The 17,279-nt window shown below is 54.3% G+C and carries 13 protein-coding genes; 11 read left to right on the forward strand and 2 right to left on the reverse strand.

Features of this window, described 5'->3' with window-relative positions:
- The first annotated feature begins 182 nt into the window (after positions 1 to 182).
- The 6 genes from purL to glnB all read left to right on the forward strand — a co-directional run bounded on the left by purL (position 183) and on the right by glnB (position 10,798).
- The gene (purL, locus tag DQM29_RS04110) at positions 183 to 4,076 is read left to right on the forward strand and encodes a phosphoribosylformylglycinamidine synthase (RefSeq protein WP_172622640.1); all 3,894 of its coding nucleotides are present in this window, start codon (positions 183 to 185) and stop codon (positions 4,074 to 4,076) included.
- Between the two features lie 816 nt (positions 4,077 to 4,892).
- Positions 4,893 to 6,320 (forward strand): sensor histidine kinase, encoded by a 1,428-nt coding sequence (locus DQM29_RS04115; RefSeq protein ID WP_111739443.1) that lies wholly within the window; start codon positions 4,893 to 4,895, stop codon positions 6,318 to 6,320.
- Between the two features lie 3 nt (positions 6,321 to 6,323).
- Positions 6,324 to 7,388 carry a hypothetical protein gene (locus DQM29_RS04120; protein ID WP_111739444.1) on the forward strand — a complete coding sequence of 355 codons (1,065 nt, stop codon included), beginning with the start codon at positions 6,324 to 6,326 and terminating at the stop codon, positions 7,386 to 7,388.
- Positions 7,389 to 7,414: 26 nt separating this feature from the next.
- Entirely contained in the window at positions 7,415 to 8,758 is a 1,344-nt protein-coding gene (glrR, locus tag DQM29_RS04125; RefSeq protein WP_111739445.1) for a two-component system response regulator GlrR, read from the forward strand.
- Between the two features lie 68 nt (positions 8,759 to 8,826).
- Positions 8,827 to 10,446 (forward strand): NAD+ synthase, encoded by a 1,620-nt coding sequence (locus DQM29_RS04130; RefSeq protein ID WP_111739446.1) that lies wholly within the window; start codon positions 8,827 to 8,829, stop codon positions 10,444 to 10,446.
- 13 nt (positions 10,447 to 10,459) lie between these two features.
- Positions 10,460 to 10,798, forward strand: a complete 339-nt coding sequence (glnB, locus tag DQM29_RS04135) for a nitrogen regulatory protein P-II (protein ID WP_111739447.1) — start codon at positions 10,460 to 10,462, stop codon at positions 10,796 to 10,798.
- A 56-nt stretch (positions 10,799 to 10,854) separates the two neighbouring features.
- On the opposite strand, the gene hmpA is transcribed toward glnB, so the two are convergent.
- Positions 10,855 to 12,039, reverse strand: a complete 1,185-nt coding sequence (gene hmpA / locus DQM29_RS04140) for an NO-inducible flavohemoprotein (RefSeq protein ID WP_111739448.1) — start codon at positions 12,037 to 12,039, stop codon at positions 10,855 to 10,857.
- A 320-nt stretch (positions 12,040 to 12,359) separates the two neighbouring features.
- Between hmpA and glyA the strand changes: the two genes are divergently transcribed.
- The 5 genes from glyA to DQM29_RS04170 all read left to right on the forward strand — a co-directional run bounded on the left by glyA (position 12,360) and on the right by DQM29_RS04170 (position 16,494).
- Positions 12,360 to 13,613 (forward strand): serine hydroxymethyltransferase, encoded by a 1,254-nt coding sequence (gene glyA, locus DQM29_RS04150; RefSeq protein ID WP_111739450.1) that lies wholly within the window; start codon positions 12,360 to 12,362, stop codon positions 13,611 to 13,613.
- A gap of 116 nt (positions 13,614 to 13,729) precedes the next feature.
- Positions 13,730 to 14,104 (forward strand): rhodanese-like domain-containing protein, encoded by a 375-nt coding sequence (locus tag DQM29_RS04155; RefSeq protein WP_111739451.1) that lies wholly within the window; start codon positions 13,730 to 13,732, stop codon positions 14,102 to 14,104.
- Positions 14,105 to 14,113: 9 nt separating this feature from the next.
- Positions 14,114 to 14,752 (forward strand): DUF1007 family protein, encoded by a 639-nt coding sequence (locus DQM29_RS04160; protein WP_232054856.1) that lies wholly within the window; start codon positions 14,114 to 14,116, stop codon positions 14,750 to 14,752.
- Positions 14,743 to 15,768 carry a nickel/cobalt transporter gene (locus DQM29_RS04165; RefSeq protein ID WP_111739452.1) on the forward strand — a complete coding sequence of 342 codons (1,026 nt, stop codon included), beginning with the start codon at positions 14,743 to 14,745 and terminating at the stop codon, positions 15,766 to 15,768. Before DQM29_RS04160 ends, DQM29_RS04165 begins: the two co-directional genes overlap by 10 nt.
- Before the next feature lie 3 nt (positions 15,769 to 15,771).
- Positions 15,772 to 16,494, forward strand: coding sequence for a glycerophosphoryl diester phosphodiesterase (locus DQM29_RS04170; protein ID WP_197708845.1), 723 nt, complete (start codon positions 15,772 to 15,774; stop codon positions 16,492 to 16,494).
- A gap of 1 nt (position 16,495) precedes the next feature.
- Here DQM29_RS04170 and DQM29_RS04175 read toward each other — a convergent pair whose 3' ends face one another.
- A complete protein-coding gene (locus DQM29_RS04175; RefSeq protein ID WP_232054857.1) occupies positions 16,496 to 17,215 on the reverse strand; it encodes a hypothetical protein in 720 nt (239 codons plus the stop codon).
- Positions 17,216 to 17,279 lie beyond the last annotated feature (64 nt).

Consider the following 17,279-nt stretch of genomic DNA (forward strand, 5'->3'; position numbering starts at 1 on the left):
TGCGGCTTTTTCGAACGTTAGGGGGGCATTTTGCTTAAGCCCTGAGGGATTGGCAAATAGTATGTGATGTAGTTTGGGGATTGATCGCATAAATAATAAACACGCAAACGGTTTCGTCGCGGGGGCGGATTCTCTATAATGTGGCCAGTTCTTTCCGACCAGCCCCAGACCAGAGACATTCTATTATGGAAATTTTGCGCGGCTCGCCTGCTTTATCTGCATTTCGTATTGCCAAGTTGCTCTCCCGCTGTCAGGAACGTCAACTGCCCGTCAGTGACATTTACGCTGAGTATCTTCATTTTGCTGAACTGACCGCTCCGCTAAGCCAAAAAGAGCAGGAAACGTTAAAACAGTTGCTTAACTATGGCCCGTCTCTGACAGAGCATGAACCTCAGGGGCAACTAATATTGGTCACGCCACGGCCGGGAACCATCTCTCCCTGGGCTTCCAAGGCGACGGACATCGCTCACAACTGTGGCCTAAGCCAGATTTATCGTCTTGAGCGGGGTATTGCTTACTATATTCAGGCGCCGCAGCTTAGCGACGAGCAGCAAAAGGCGCTGGCCGAGCTGTTGCACGATCGCATGATGGAGTCCGTCTTTAGCGAGGTTTCACAGGCGCAGGCGCTGTTTGCTCGGCATGAGCCAGCGCCGCTGGTGGAAGTTGACGCTCTGGGCAAGGGGCGCCGCGCGCTGGAAGAGGCTAACGAAAATCTCGGACTGGCGCTGGCGCCGGATGAGATTGACTATCTGCTTGACGCCTTTACGCGCCTGAAGCGTAACCCGACGGACGTTGAGCTATATATGTTCGCTCAGGCCAACTCGGAACACTGCCGCCACAAGATTTTTAATGCCGACTGGATTATTGACGGCAAGCCACAGCCCAAGTCGCTGTTCAAGATGATTAAGAACACCTATGAGCAAACGCCTGACTATGTGCTGTCCGCCTATAAAGACAACGCCGCCGTCATGGAAGGTTCAGCTGTAGGGCGTTTCTTTGCACAGCCAGACTCTGGCGTATACGACTATCATCAGGAAGACGCGCATATCCTGATGAAGGTGGAAACTCACAACCATCCGACGGCTATTTCTCCCTGGCCGGGAGCGGCAACGGGCTCTGGCGGTGAAATTCGCGATGAGGGAGCAACCGGGCGCGGGGCCAAGCCGAAAGCGGGACTGGTGGGCTTTTCCGTTTCCAACCTGCGCATTCCCGGCTTTGAACAGCCTTGGGAGCAGGATTTCGGCAAGCCGGATCGCATTGTTACCGCACTGGACATTATGACTGAAGGCCCCTTGGGCGGCGCGGCGTTTAATAACGAATTCGGACGCCCGGCGCTGCTGGGATACTTCCGAACCTATGAAGAGAAGGTTGCCAGCCACAACGGTGAAGAGCTTCGCGGCTATCACAAGCCGATTATGCTGGCGGGCGGCATCGGCAACATTCGCGCTGAGCACGTTAAAAAAGGTGAGATAAGCGTGGGAGCTAAGCTTATCGTGCTGGGCGGCCCGGCAATGAATATCGGGCTCGGTGGCGGTGCGGCGTCTTCAATGGCGTCAGGCCAGTCCGAGGCTTCTCTGGACTTTGCGTCTGTACAGCGCGACAACCCGGAAATGGAGCGCCGCTGTCAGGAAGTGATCGATCGCTGTTGGCAGATGGGAGACGGCAATCCGATTCTGTTTATTCACGACGTGGGCGCGGGCGGTCTGTCTAACGCCATGCCTGAGCTGGTGAGCGACGGTGGCAGAGGCGGTCGCTTTGAGCTTCGCAATATTCTCAGCGATGAGCCGGGCATGAGCCCGCTGGAAACATGGTGTAACGAATCTCAGGAGCGCTACGTGCTGGCCGTGGCGCCGGAGCAGCTACCACTGTTTGACGAAATCTGTCAGCGGGAAAGGGCGCCGTATGCCGTTATCGGCGAGGCCACGCAAGAGCAGCATCTGTCACTACACGACAGCCACTTTAACAACCAGCCTATCGACTTGCCTCTTGACGTACTGCTGGGTAAAACGCCCAAAATGACCCGCGACGTCACAACATTGCAGGCCGCGGGTAAACCGCTGGCTCGCGAAGGGATTGAGCTGGAAGAGGCGATAAAGCGGGTTCTTCATCTTCCCGCGGTGGCGGAGAAAACCTTTCTTATCACCATCGGTGACCGCTCTGTCACCGGTATGGTTGCTCGAGATCAGATGGTCGGGCCGTGGCAAATCCCAGTGGCAGACTGTGCGGTAACGACCGCGAGCTACGACAGCTACTACGGTGAAGCTATGTCACTGGGGGAGCGTACTCCAGTGGCGCTGCTGGATTTTGCCGCATCGGCACGCATGGCGGTCGGTGAAGCGTTGACCAACATCGCTTCGGCGCAAATCGGTGAACTGAAGCGCGTGAAGCTGTCAGCTAACTGGATGGCGGCTGCTGGGCACCCGGGAGAAGATGCCGGGCTGTACGAAGCGGTTAAAGCCGTAGGTGAGGAGCTTTGCCCTGCGCTGGGTCTGACAATACCGGTGGGTAAAGACTCTATGTCGATGAAAACCCGCTGGCGGCAAAACGATGAGGATGTGGCAATGACGTCGCCGCTGTCGCTGGTGGTGACAGCCTTTGCCCGAGTTGAAGACGTGCGCGGCACCGTAACGCCACAGCTGCGTACCGACAAGGGTGATGCAACGCTGTTGCTTATCGATCTTGGCGAAGGGCGTAATGCGCTGGGCGCTACCGCACTAGCACAGGTTTATCGCCAGCTTGGTGATAAACCTGCTGACGTGAGAAACGTGGATAAACTGGGGGCATTCTTTAACGCCATTCAGTCTCTGGTCACTGACCGTAAGCTGCTGGCCTATCACGATCGCTCTGACGGGGGCCTGCTGGTCACTCTGGCTGAAATGGCGTTTGCCGGGCACTGCGGCCTAGAGTTAGACCTTGCTTCGCTGGGGGATGACCTGCTGGCGGCACTGTTTAACGAGGAGCTGGGTGCGGTTATTCAGGTCGCTGATAGCGATTTGACTGACGTTGAGGCACTTCTGTCTCAGGCCGGGCTTGATAGCGGTGTACACCGCCTTGGCCGCGCCGTTGCTGGCGATGACATCGTGATTTGCTGCGGCGAAAACGCTGTTTATCGCCAGAGCCGACAAACGCTGCGCGTCTGGTGGGCCGAAACGACCTGGCAAATGCAGCGCCTGCGCGATAACCCGCAGTGTGCAGATCTGGAACACCTTGCCAAGCAGGACGCAGCGGATCCCGGTATGAGCGCTAAGCTGAGCTTCTCCCCAAGCGAAGACGTCGCCGCGCCTTATTTACTGAAGTCTGCCAGACCGCAGATTGCAGTGCTGCGCGAGCAGGGTGTGAACTCACACGTTGAGATGGCCGCTGCTTTCCACCGCGCTGGCTTTGACGCCGTTGACGTTCACATGAGTGACCTGCTGGCTGGGCGCATCGGTCTTGAAGGCTTTCAGGCGCTGGTGGCCTGTGGAGGGTTCTCCTACGGTGACGTGCTGGGAGCGGGAGAAGGGTGGGCGAAGTCCATTCTGTTCAACGAGCGAGTGCGCGAGCAGTTTACCCGTTTCTTCCATCGTCCAGACACGCTGGCGCTAGGGGTGTGTAACGGCTGCCAGATGATGTCTAACCTGAGCGAGCTGATGCCGGGTGCAGCCCACTGGCCGCGTTTTGTACGCAACCTGTCAGAGCGCTTTGAGGCGCGGTTTAGTCTGGTGGAGATCGTGGGAAGTCCCTCTCTGTTGCTGAACGGCATGGTGGGGTCGCGACTGCCGATCGCCGTTTCTCACGGTGAAGGCCGCGTAGAAGTACGAAACGCACAGCACCTTCAAGAGCTGGAGGCGCAAGGGCTGGTAGCAATGCGCTACGTGAACAACCGTGGTCAAGTCACTGAAGACTACCCGGCTAACCCGAACGGCTCGCCAAACGGTATTACGGCGGTGACGAACCTCGACGGTAGGATAACCGTAATGATGCCGCACCCAGAGCGCGTATTCCGAACAGTAGTGAACTCTTGGCACCCTGACGAGTGGGGTGAGGACGGTCCGTGGATGCGCCTGTTCCGCAACGCCCGCAGGCAGCTAGGCTGATGTAGCCTCTGAGCGTTTTATACCTCGATAAAAAATCCCCCGCGCTTCGGCTAGGGGGATTTTTATTTTTATGATTTATATATTTTTTTATCCAGTGTTGGTAAATGCAGACAGTAGGGGGTTTTGGGTGTCTCAAAAAAGAGACATTTAACTGATTGATTTTTAATGATGCTATTTGAGTGAAGAAAGGATGTCTTCTTTTGGAGACACAATTGACGCATCAATCCTCGTTTAATGACGGAATATCGGATATGAAATCGAAAGGTGTTTTATTTTTTCTTTAATTATCATTCTGTTATTTTTAATTTGAAAAGTTGGCACGATACGTGCTTTAGAATACCCGTCGCTCATTCACCTTTTTATGTCAGAACGCGGTAACGTGACGCTACATAAGCCTTAGAATGATGCCAAAGCCATGGTGCCTATCGTCAATTGAACCGATATCAACTGCGCAAGCAGCTTATCAAACTCAAGACGACACGTTGAGTGAGGCGCCAGCCCTTAATGTCATGCCGTGATGAAATGAACTTCATCGATATTTGACACTATGGATGTTATTCGTCCGACTTTTGATGATGGTTCTGCCTCATCGCCCTACGGACGACGCTAACGGACATCCACCCATTTCTCTCGGGTGATAAATCGTTATCCGGGACTGAGTAACAAACCTTATCAGGCACTTAACCATTTTTGGATAAGTGCCTTTTTTTCGTTAAAGCCATAAAATCTTTAGCCCTGTTGCGCAATAACGCTGTTTTCTTGCGCTTAGGTCAGATAGCATCGTTGCCGATTGGGTATTGTGATGAGAGTGCCGCGTTGAAAAAGTTTAGCCGTTTTCCCCGCTCCCTTCGCCAGCTGGTTCTGTTGGCCTTCCTGCTGGTGCTGCTTCCGCTGCTGGTGCTGGCGTGGCAGGCCTATAAAAGCCTGGATCTGCTGAGTGAGCAGGCCGCCGATATTAACAGTACCACGCTTCGAGACGCCCGCCGCAGTGAGGCGATGACTAACCTTGCCCTGAGCATGGAGAGAAGCTACCGGCAGTACTGCGTACTGGGGGATGAAACCCTGAGTAAGCTCTATCAGGAGCAGCGGCAGCAGTATGCCAGCATGCTGGACGTTCACGCCGCCGTGCTGCCCAGCGAGGAAACTTATGCTTCCCTTAAAAAGCTGTTGGCTGACCTAGGGAAAATCCAGTGCAAAAACAGCGGGCCGGACGAGGAGTCGTCGGAGCTGCTGATTCAGTTTTCGAAAGCCAGTAACGAAATGGTACAGGCAACCCGAGGCATCATCTTTTCTCGCGGCGAGAAACTACAGCAGGCCATTGCGGACAAAGGCTACTTCTTTGGCCAGCAGGCGCTGGTGCTGTTTTTGCTCAGCGTTATGCTGGTGTTCTTATTTACACGTATGATCATTGGGCCGGTAAAACAGGTCGAACGCATGATTAATCGGCTCGGCGAAGGAAAAAGCCTGAGTACTCTGGCTGCGTTCAAGGGGCCGCGTGAAATTCAGTCACTGGCGCAAAGAATCGTCTGGTTAAGTGAACGCCTGTCATGGCTGGAATCGCAGCGGCACGAGTTCTTGCGGCACATTTCTCACGAGTTAAAAACACCGTTGGCCAGCATGCGTGAAGGTACCGAACTGCTGCTGGATCGGGTTGCGGGCCCGCTGACGGACGATCAAAAGGATATTGTCGCTATTCTCGACAACAGCAGTCGCGACTTACAGCGGCTGATAGAGCAACTGCTTGACTATAACCGGTATCAGTCCGGCGTTAAGACAGAGAAGTCCCATATTGATTTAGCAAAAATGGTGGGTGAGGTCATTGCCGCGCACAGCCTCCCGGCTAGGGCGAAAATGATGAACGCTGAATGCCAGCTGGCGCAGAGCGACTGCTGGGCCGAATCGATGCTGCTGCGACGTGTACTTGATAATCTCTACTCCAATGCGGTGCACTATGGCGAGGAATCCGGTACTATTTGGATCGCGAGCCGTCGCGTTGGTCAAACTATCCAGATAGACATTGCCAATACCGGTGAAAAAATTCCACCGCAGGAAAGCGCCATGCTGTTTGAACCTTTTTATCAGGGCAGTCGCCAACGAAAGGGGGCAGTAAAGGGCAGCGGTCTGGGATTGAGTATCGCCCGAGACTGTATCCACCAAATGGAGGGAGAACTCCATCTGGTTGACGTGGACTATGCTGACGTTTGTTTTCGCATTGAATTACCTTTACCCATTGAGAAATCGTAGATAATGCCCAAGAGTTCTGTCAGAACCGTTACATTAAAAGAGAAGGCGAATCCTAAGCGCGACCTTAACGGCCTGCGAGGGCGTGCGTTACTGCTGTTGATACCTCTTCTGCTTACCGGCTGCGCCGGGCGAGGCGTTGTCGATGCCGTTTCCGGCGAAGTGAAATATGAATCGCCAGATCGCAAGGTCAGCGACTATTCCCGTGTGCGCTGCGATGGTGACATCTGGAAAAATCAAAACGACGAAACCAACGCTAACGGGCTCTACTGGCTAAGACTGATTAGCTGCGCCAGAACCTTTACCCCGACTCAGGCTCGCGTACAGTCTTACGGTTACGACAGTGCAAAATGGGACGGCGCGTTTAAGCGCGCTATTCTTCTTGCCCGACTAGAGCAAGGTAACGCTGAACGGCGCAGCGCGCTGGAACAGCTAAAGAACGTTCAGGCAAACTACCCCGAAAGCGTTTATCCGCTGGCCATGATGTGGCGCAGCGAGCAGCTGATTCAGGCTACGCTTCAAGATGAGCGAGGCCGGGCTCAGCGTCAAAAAGAGAGTGCTGAAGCGCAGATTATTGAGCTCCAGCTGCAAATGGCCGACACCAAACATCAGCTGCACGAGACAACCCGTAAACTGCAAAATCTGACCGATATCGAACGGCAGCTTTCTTCCCGCAAGATGACTCAGGGGGAAGGGATAACGCCGATAAGCCCGCTTCCGCCTGAGAATCCTGAGGGGAACGCTTCAGCGGCCGCGGGAGATGTGTCAGGCTCGGCCAGCACTGCGGCACCAAAGCCTAACGACGAGAATGGAAAAAAAGCGACTGAGAAGCCAGCAGAAACCGATTCGGCGCCTGCCGTAAAAAGCGAGAAAAAACCTTCCAGCAGCGCGTCTTCAGAGGTGGTGAAGCCGCCGGAAAAGCCAGCTGTCGTAGAGCCTCAACCCGTGGGCGTTCCAGAGAAACCGGCAACTGTAAAGCCTCAGCCGGAGACCACGCCAGAGAAGCCGGTACAGTCGCCTCAAAGTACGCCTTCGCAAAGCGAAGCCGCGCCCCAGACGCAGACACCCTGAGACGGTGATGAAAGGAGTTTGGTGAAATGACACAGCGTAAAGCCGCCAATTTGTTGCTGGTCGACGACGATCCCAGCCTGCTGAAACTGTTGGGGATGCGCCTGACCAGCGAAGGATTCAGCGTCACCACCGCAGAAAACGGTCAGGAAGCGCTGCGGCGTTTGGCCAGAGAGCAGATCGATCTGGTTATCAGCGACCTGCGGATGGACGAAATGGACGGCATGGCGCTGTTTGCTGAAATACAGAAGCGACAGCCGGGGATGCCGGTGATTATCCTGACAGCGCACGGCTCGATCCCTGATGCCGTAGCGGCGACTCAGCAGGGCGTATTCAGCTTTTTGACCAAGCCTGTCGACAAAGACGCGCTGTATAAGGCTATTGATGAAGCGCTCGCGCTAAAAATCCCCGCTAGCGCCAGTGACGACGGCTGGCGTGAAGAAATCGTTACCCGCAGCCCAGTTATGCTGAGGCTGTTGGAACAGGCGAAGATGGTAGCGCAGTCCGACGTTAGCGTGCTGATTAACGGCATGAGCGGTACCGGGAAAGAGGTGTTGGCAAAGGCCATTCACCGCGCCAGTCCGCGCGGCAACAAGCCGTTTATTGCCATTAACTGTGGCGCGCTGCCTGAGCAGCTTTTAGAATCCGAGCTGTTCGGCCACGCTAAAGGCGCTTTCACCGGCGCTGTCAGCAGTCGGGACGGCCTGTTTCAAGCGGCAACCGGCGGAACCCTGTTTTTAGACGAAATCGGCGATATGCCCCTAGCGCTGCAGGTCAAACTGCTGCGAGTCCTGCAAGAGCGTAAGGTGCGGCCGCTGGGCAGCAATCGCGATCTGGACATCGACGTGCGCATTATTTCCGCGACCCACCGCGATTTGCCAAAAGCGATGGCCAAAGGTGAGTTTCGCGAAGACCTCTACTACCGCCTGAACGTGGTAAACCTGAAAATTCCCGCGCTCAACGAGCGTTCGGAAGATATTCCACTGTTGGCAGATCACCTGCTGCGTGAGTCCGCCAAGCGTCATAAGCCGTTTGTAAAAAGCTTTTCCACCGATGCGATGAAACACCTGATGGCCGCCAGCTGGCCGGGTAACGTGCGCCAATTGGTAAACGTTATCGAACAGTGTGTAGCGTTGACCAGCACGCCGGTGATTAACGAATCCTTGGTACAGCAGGCGCTGGAAGGTGAGAACACCGCTTTGCCGACCTTTGTCGAGGCGCGCAATCAGTTTGAACTGGTTTACTTGCGCAAGCTGCTGCAAATGACCAAAGGCAACGTAACGCACGCCGCCAGAATGGCGGGCCGCAACCGAACAGAGTTCTACAAGCTGCTTTCGCGCCACGAGCTGGATGCGAATGATTTTAAAGAGTAGGCTTTTTAATTCACTGGGCGGTCATTTATACTGCCCCCTTGGTTATCCGATAGTGAAAGTGGACTGATATGAGTAAAGCGCTTTCTATTGCTTTAGCGCAGTTAAACTGGCTGGTTGGCGACATAGAGGGAAATGCCGACCGAATGCTTCAGACCGTCAGCGAGCAGCGGCAGGCCGGAGCAGATATTGTCATGTTCTCCGAGTTAGCGCTGACCGGCTATCCGCCGGAAGACCTGCTCTATCGCGATGACCTGTATCTTCGAAACGAAGTGCAGTTAGAGCGCCTGCGAGCCGCCTCAAGCGACGTTGCTATCATCGTCGGTCACCCGTGGAGAGAGGGTGATGCTTTATACAACGCACTGTCAATGTTCTGGCAGGGTGAGCTTCTTGCTCGATATTACAAACAGCAGCTTCCCAACTATGGCGTGTTTGATGAAAAGCGCTATTTCAGCGCGGGCAGTGAAAGCTGTAGCGTTGACTTCAAAGGGTATCACTTAGGCCTGCTAATCTGTGAAGACCTCTGGTTTGACGGACCGGTTGACGCCCTGAAGGCAAAGTCGGTGGATCTTATCCTGTCGATTAACGCATCTCCCTATAATCGCGAAAAGCCCTATATCCGCAACCAGCTGCTGTCAGAGCACTGCCGCCGCACCGGAATTCCTCTGGTTTATCTAAACCAGGTGGGCGGGCAGGATGAACTGATTTTCGACGGCTGTTCTAAAGCTTTCGACGCCAAGGGCAATATGACCCACAAACTGGCGCCGTTTAATGAAGATGTGCGTCGAGTGGCTTTCCAAAACGGCCAGCTGGACGCGATGGAGATCCCAGCCCAGCCGTCCGATCTTTCGCTGATTTATGACGCGCTGGTGCTGGCGGTGCGCGACTACGTCACCAAGAATGGCTTTAAGGGCGCGCTTCTGGGGTTGTCTGGCGGGATTGACTCGGCGCTGACGCTGGCGATAGCCGTTGACGCGCTGGGTAAAGATAAGGTTCAGGCGCTGATGATGCCGTTCCGCTATACCGCTGAGATAAGCATTGAAGACGCAAGGGAAGAAGCAGAGCTACTCGGCGTTGAGTTTGACGTGGTGTCCATTGAGCCAGTGTTTGACGCCTTTATGGGGCAGCTTTCGCCACTGTTTGCCGATACGCGTCGCGATACCACAGAAGAAAACCTACAGGCTCGCTGCCGCGGCGTGATCCTGATGGCGCTCTCTAACAAGCGCGGTCGTCTGGTGTTGACTACCGGCAATAAAAGTGAGATCGCCGTTGGATATTCTACGCTTTATGGTGATATGGCCGGCGGTTTTGATGTATTAAAAGACGTGCCGAAAACGCTGGTGTTTACGCTTTCCGAGTACAGAAACAGCCGCTCTTACGTTATTCCACAGCGGGTTATTGACCGTCCGCCGTCAGCAGAGCTGGCGCCGGACCAGAAAGACGAAGACAGCCTGCCGCCTTATCCGGTTCTGGATAAGATCCTAGACGGCTACGTCGAGCGCGATATGTCTGTAGACGAGCTGGTCGCTGAGGGTTTTGATGAGGCAATCGTGCGTAAGGTTATTCGTCTGGTAGATATTAACGAATATAAGCGTCGCCAGTCGCCGGTAGGTCCAAGGATCACTGCGCGCAACTTCGGCAAAGATCGGCGCTATCCGATCACTTCAGGCTTCGGCCGCAAAAACTGGTAAGGGTTCGACTTTAATGAAAAAAATTGACGCGATTATTAAACCGTTCAAGCTAGACGACGTTCGCGAAGCGCTGGCAGAAGTTGGCATCACCGGCATGACGGTCACTGAAGTGAAGGGGTTTGGCCGCCAGAAAGGGCACACTGAGCTGTACCGAGGTGCGGAATACATGGTGGACTTTCTGCCCAAGGTGAAAATTGAAATTGTCGTGCCCGACGACATCGTCGACGTGTGTGTAGAAACCATTATGAAGACTGCCCAGACCGGAAAAATTGGCGACGGGAAGATTTTTGTTTTCGACGTTGCCCGAGTGATCCGCATTCGTACCGGCGAGCAGGACGAAGACGCGATTTAACTCGATAATAAAGCCGCTATTTACCCAGCGGCTTTTTTGTCATTGATGTTTCCTTTCTACAACACCTTATGCGGCCCAAACACTTCATAGTGTAGCCGCTCTTGCTCTACGCCCTGAGCGAGCAGCTGCTTGGCGACAGACTGCATAAAGGCCAGCGGGCCGCAGAAGTAAAATTCAGTGTTCGGTGGGAAGGTCTCACTCAGCGCATCCAGAGAGAGTAAGCCTTCGTGGCGAGTGGCTGAGCCCTCAATATCTTTTCCCGATTCGCGATACCAAACGTGGCTGGCTGCGTTTGTCAGCTTAGCGCAGGCGTTGGCTGCCTCTTGCTCAAAAGCGTGGTACGCCTCGCTGTCGGTGGCGTGTAGCCAGTAAACTTTCCCCTGATGCTCGTGCTGTTCAAGCGTATTGAGCATAGCCAGCATCGGCGTAAGCCCTACGCCGCCGGACAGCAGCGCCACCGGCACATCGGAGGGTACATCCAGCCAGAAGTCGCCATAGGGCGGTGCCAGATGGATCACGTCTCCCTGCTGTGCGGTGTCGTGCAGATATCGGGACACTTTTCCCTCATCTTCACGCCTGACGGCGATGCGGTATGAATGTCCGTTCGGCGCGTGGGTCAGGGAATACTGCCGGATTTCCTGGTATTCCAGCGCGTCGCTGCGGATATAGACTGCCACGTACTGACCGGGACGGAAGTCGCTGATGGGCAGTCCGTCAACCGGAACCAGCGTAAAGCTGGTAATGACGTCACTTTCACGCTGCTTTTTTTCAATGCGGAAGGGGCGCTGGCCTTCCCAGCCGCCGGGCTGTTTAGCCCGATCCTGATAGATTTCACCTTCGCGATTGATAAAGACGTCCGCCAGCACCTGATAGGCTTTGCCCCAGGCGTCCAGCACCTCTTGGCCGGGACTGAGCATTTCGTCGATCGTTGCCAACAGGTGGTGTCCTACAATAGCGTACTGTTCAGGCTGGATACTAAAGCTGGCGTGCTTTTGTGCAATACGCTCAACGGCGGGCAGCAGTACGGCCAGATTCTCAATGTTGACAGCGTAGGCACAGATAGCGTTGAACAGCGCCTCGCGCTGGGCGCCGCTAGACTGGTGAGTCAGATTAAAGACGTCCTTCAGTTCGGGATTATGGTGGAACATGCGGTCGTAAAAGTGGGCGGTTAGTGCAGGGCCGGTCTTAGCCAGAACGGGGATTGTTGCCTTAACGGTAGCGATAGTTTGGCTGTCTAACATGGTACTTCCTGTGGGTGGTTTTAACATGCATTTAAAATACATGTTAAGGTTGATCTATGTCAATGCTTTTCTTTTTTTAGCGCAATGCGCCGTGGAAAGGCTTGAGAAAAGAGCAAAAGCGGGTCGGTGTGACATAAACATCGGTATTCGGAAGTTTTTCCTGAGAATATTCGGAAACGTTTGGCGGAATACCGTGCAGACAGTGAAAGCAATCGTTTGCTTTTAAACCGAGAGAAGGGTCTATTTAACAAGATGAAAACATATTACACTGGTGCAAGTCACACTTTTGGGCGTTGATTATTACTATTCAGGAGATGCGGATGTTAAAGCGAGAAATGAACATTGCCGATTATGATGCCGAGCTGTGGGCGGCGATCCAAAAAGAAAATGTTCGTCAAGAAGAGCATATTGAACTGATTGCTTCTGAAAACTACACCAGCCCGCGCGTGATGCAGGCCCAGGGGACTCAGCTGACTAACAAGTATGCTGAAGGCTATCCGGGCAAGCGCTACTACGGCGGCTGTGAGTATGTCGATATTGTTGAGCAGCTGGCGATTGACCGCGCCAAGGCGCTGTTTGGCGCCGACTACGCGAACGTACAGCCGCACTCCGGCTCTCAGGCTAACTCAGCCGTTTACATGGCGTTGCTGAACCCAGGCGATACCGTACTGGGTATGAATCTGGCTCACGGTGGCCACTTAACTCACGGTTCTCCCGTTAACTTCTCCGGCAAGCTTTATAATATCGTTCCTTACGGCATTGATGAAACCGGCCACATTGACTACGGCGATCTGGCTCGTCAGGCGCAAACCCACAAGCCAAAAATGATTATCGGCGGCTTCTCTGCCTATTCCGGCATCGTTGACTGGGCAAAAATGCGTGAAATCGCTGACAGCATCGGCGCTTACCTGTTTGTCGATATGGCTCACGTTGCAGGCCTGGTCGCTGCGGGCGTGTATCCGAACCCGGTTCCTCATGCGCACGTGGTCACGACGACAACGCACAAAACGCTGGCTGGCCCGCGCGGCGGACTGATTTTAGCCAAGGGTGGCGATGAAGAGCTGTACAAGAAGCTGAATTCTGCCGTATTCCCTGGCGGCCAGGGCGGCCCGCTGATGCACGTTATCGCGGCTAAAGCTGTGGCGCTGAAAGAGGCGATGGAGCCAGAGTTCACCGTTTACCAGCAGCAGGTTGCTAAGAACGCTAAAGCGATGGTTGAAGTTTTCAAATCTCGCGGCTACAAGATTGTCTCCGGCGGAACCGATAACCACCTGATGCTGCTTGATCTAGTTGATAAAGACATCACCGGTAAAGATGCTGATGCGGCTCTGGGTCGTGCCAACATTACCGTTAACAAAAACAGCGTGCCTAACGATCCGCGTAGCCCGTTTGTGACTTCCGGCGTGCGTATCGGCACGCCAGCCGTCACTCGCCGCGGCTTCAAAGAGGCTGAAGTGCGCGAACTGGCCGGCTGGATTTGTGACGTGCTGGACGGCATCAACGACGAGTCAGTTATCGCAGGCGTGAAGGCGAAAGTGCTGGATATCTGTAAGCGCTATCCAGTTTACGCGTAGTTTTTGCCTCGTTAAAAAAACAGGCGTGCGATAAATGCGTACGCCTGTTTTTTTTATCCACTAAAATCATTATTCTGTCAGTCATCAATAATCGTAGCCGTACTCAGGAGGATGATGTGAAAAAGCATAACCCAGGGTTTGAAGCGCTGTGTGAAGCCGTTCGTAAGCAGGTCAATGAAGTCAGCGTTGCTCAGGTAAAAGAAATGATGGATCGCGGCACGATCCCGCTAGTATTGGACGTGCGCGAAGATAGCGAATGGGGAAAAGACCACCTTCCCGGCGCTCGCCATCTTGGTCGCGGCGTGATGGAACGTGATATTGAAACCGTTGTTCCCGATAAGGCTACGCCTATGGTGCTTTACTGCGGTGGCGGCTATCGTTCCGCCCTTGCTGCGGAAAGCTTACAAAAGATGGGATACACTGGCGTGCTGTCTATGGACGGCGGCTACCGCGGCTGGAATGAAGCGGGCTATCCGCTGGTAAAAGAGTAGCCTGTACGCATGACACTACTGATGCGATGTGCCGCAGTGGTGATGGGGCTGCTGCTGTCTCCGATAGCGATGGCGCATCCCCACAGCTTTATTGATATGGATGCCCGACCGGTGGTGAACCAGCAGGCGCTGGTCGGCGTCCAAATGACGTGGGAAATGGACGAGCTGACTTCCGCCGAACTGCTGCTTGATGCCGCGGCGGCAAAAAACAGCCCGTCGGTTTGGCAGAGTATGGCCGACGAGCTGATGGTGAATACGCAAAATCAGCTCTACTTCACCTATCTTCACTACGACGGCAAGCCAGTGCGTTTGGCGGAAAAAGCCAACAACTATTCTCTGACACGCCACGGTAATCGAGCCGTGTTTACCTTCGTGCTGCCGCTAAGCAAGCCGCTGGCGCTGGCAGGGCATACCGTTACGCTGTCTACCTACGAACAGAGCTACTACGTCGATATGCGCTATGCATCGGCAAAAAGCTTTCATCTGCCAGATGAGATCGCCCACCTGTGCAGCGTCGACGTAAAAACCCCTAAGCCGGATCCTTCCCTGCTGGCCTACGCGAAGTCGTTGGATAAGGACAACGCGCCCGCTGAAGATATGATGCTTGGCAGCCGATTTGCCCAAACTGTAACCCTGACATGTCGCTAAACACTGTTTCTGTTCGCACCACTTCCGGCGGCTGGAGAACCCTCTGGCCTCTTTTGCTGTGCAGCGTGATATTGCTTATGCTGGGAGTCTCCCTATGGCTGAACTGGCAGGAGGCGCTGCTGCAAAGCTCGCTGTGGCAAAAGGCGTTGCACCAGCGGCTGGTCTCCCTGCTGCAGCAGGTGGTGGAAAACCCGCTTGGCGCGGGGGCGACGCTGATGTTTTTCAGCTTTCTTTACGGTGTGCTGCATTCCGCTGGGCCGGGGCACGGTAAGGTGATTATAGCCACCTATCTTGCCACTCATCCGCTAAGGCTTAAACAGAGCCTGCGACTCACGCTGGCCTCATCGCTGGTTCAGGGGCTTGTGGCGATTGTGCTGGTTACTGTTGTACTGTCGGTACTGCAACTGTCGGCCCGCATGGTTCATCAGAGCAACTTTTGGCTGGAGAAAGGGAGCTATCTTCTGGTGGTGCTGATTGGCCTGATGTTGTGCTACCGAGCTGGAAAGCAGATAGTGACTGTAGTTCGCGTATCCCGGCGAGGTGCGCCGCGTATTTCTGCTATCCGCCCTCTTGAACAGGGGCACGTACACGGCCCTCACTGTGGCTGCGGCCATCGTCACCTGCCGACGGCGGAAGAGATCGAGGCAACCGGCGGTTGGAAAACCAGTCTGGCGATTATTTTTTCCATCGGAATACGCCCCTGCTCTGGGGCAATTCTGGTGCTGCTGTTTTCTAAAGTTTTAGATATCTATTACTGGGGCATGGCGGCAGCAATAGCCATGTCTTTTGGCACGGCTACGACGATTTCCCTGCTGGCACTACTGGTTCACAGCGCGCGCCGACTTGCGCAGCGGCTGATGGCGCAAGGCAATCGAGGTACGTCCGCTGCGTGGAGCAGCGTGGCGGTTTCCAGCCTGTCTCTACTGGGTGGTGCGATATTAATGATTGCAGGCCTGATGCTGTGGCTGTCGGCAACGCCAGCGGCGTCCGGCGGGCTGAGGGCATTTGGCGGGTAGCATATGATAAAAAGAATTTACGCCCATCGGGGCATGTCGTCATTAGCACCGGAAAATACGCTGTCGGCCTTCAGGCTGTGCGCCGAGCATCGAGTTGAATGGTTTGAGTGTGATATCGATATTTTGAGTGACGGCACGATTGTCGTGTTTCATGACGATACGCTGGAGCGCTGTACTGACGGCAGCGGCCCGCTTTTTGACCAAACGCAGGCGTCTTTGAACAGGTTAGATGCCGGAAGCTGGTTTAGTCCCCAGTTTATGGGGGAGCGCGTGCCGACGCTGGAGCAACTGATAGCGCTGATGAACCGCTATCGGTTGAATGCGAATATTGAAATCAAGCCCGGTGAACGGTCTTCTGAAGTGACTGCCAGCCTGCTGGCCGGGCTCGATAGGGCGCTTGACCAGCTTGATTCCGAACGCCAGTTTCTTATTTCCAGTTTTGATCCTTCCCTTGTTGCCGCTTTTAAGCGCCTGCGCCCACAGGCCGACGTTGCCTGCCTGTTTGAAAGCCAAGTGCTAAACGACGACTGGCAAAAGACAATGACGACCGTCGGTGCAGCCGCGATTCATCCGCAAAACGAGGGGCTGACGCGGGAGCGTGTCGAAGCCTTTAAAGCCGCAGGTTTTCTGGTTAACGTGTGGACGGTGAACGACGCGAAAAGGGCAGCCGAGCTGTTTGACTGGGGTGTGGACGGTATTTTTACTGACTATGCGCAGGATTTTTAGATTAGCCGAGTTCGTACTTTAGTCTGCTTTTGCGGAAGTCGCGCAGAGAGACGTTTTCCAAACACAGTGCGGCGCTGTCATAGGCGTCTATATCCTTTTGTGACGCATAGCGGATTTCCTGATGGAAACCGTGATTCTTCACGAACATCACCAGATTGAGATTAGGTTGATATCCCCAGCCTTCGAAATCGAACTCCTCCCGCCGACAAAGAAAACAAAGCGTTTCCTGTGGGTGTATTTTTAAGGGCACGGTTTTACGCGGGAAGCTTGTCCACAGGCTGCCGTCGGGGTCAGCTTTTAATAGATTGAAACCATAGGGCGTCAATGAGCTCACGTTGGCGTATTGCAGCTCGATGCAGTCGCCTGCGTATTTATTGGTTTTCAGCTGGTTTTCCGAGCGAACCCATTCATCCTGATAAAGATATTCCCCAGAAATAGCCAACGCCGTGTTTACATTGGCGCTAAACCATCGCTCTTCATCAAGACGATCGATACCGCGAGAAAGCGTCGGCAGGCCGTTGATGAACGAAAGCGCGCGAGTCCCCGAATGGCTTGTTTGACGATGTCGGTGATACAGATATCGGGCGGCTTTGGACACGCCGGTATAGAAAAAGGCGTCTCTGGGAAGCTGAGTGCGCACTGTTCCTTGACCATGAAACGTTACTTCGCGAACGAAGAACTCTAAGAATAGTACCGGGCGGGGAAGGGGAAGATTATCCATATCAGTTATATCAGCCAGACCAACAACAGCGGGCGAAATGGCATATCTCGCCCGCTAGTCTTGA

It is taken from the genome of Leminorella richardii, assembly GCF_900478135.1.
Taxonomy (GTDB): domain Bacteria; phylum Pseudomonadota; class Gammaproteobacteria; order Enterobacterales; family Enterobacteriaceae; genus Leminorella; species Leminorella richardii.

Bases quoted from the DNA above. Each gene is read 5' to 3' on its own strand.
- DQM29_RS04120 (WP_111739444.1), top strand. From the start codon at position 6,324: ATGCCCAAGAGTTCTGTCAGAACCGTTACATTAAAAGAGAAGGCGAAT.
- glrR (WP_111739445.1), top strand. From the start codon at position 7,415: ATGACACAGCGTAAAGCCGCCAATTTGTTGCTGGTCGACGACGATCCC.
- DQM29_RS04130 (WP_111739446.1), top strand. From the start codon at position 8,827: ATGAGTAAAGCGCTTTCTATTGCTTTAGCGCAGTTAAACTGGCTGGTT.
- glnB (WP_111739447.1), top strand. From the start codon at position 10,460: ATGAAAAAAATTGACGCGATTATTAAACCGTTCAAGCTAGACGACGTT.
- hmpA (WP_111739448.1), bottom strand. From the start codon at position 12,039: ATGTTAGACAGCCAAACTATCGCTACCGTTAAGGCAACAATCCCCGTT.
- glyA (WP_111739450.1), top strand. From the start codon at position 12,360: ATGTTAAAGCGAGAAATGAACATTGCCGATTATGATGCCGAGCTGTGG.
- DQM29_RS04160 (WP_232054856.1), top strand. From the start codon at position 14,114: ATGACACTACTGATGCGATGTGCCGCAGTGGTGATGGGGCTGCTGCTG.
- DQM29_RS04165 (WP_111739452.1), top strand. From the start codon at position 14,743: ATGTCGCTAAACACTGTTTCTGTTCGCACCACTTCCGGCGGCTGGAGA.
- DQM29_RS04170 (WP_197708845.1), top strand. From the start codon at position 15,772: ATGATAAAAAGAATTTACGCCCATCGGGGCATGTCGTCATTAGCACCG.
- DQM29_RS04175 (WP_232054857.1), bottom strand. From the start codon at position 17,215: ATGGATAATCTTCCCCTTCCCCGCCCGGTACTATTCTTAGAGTTCTTC.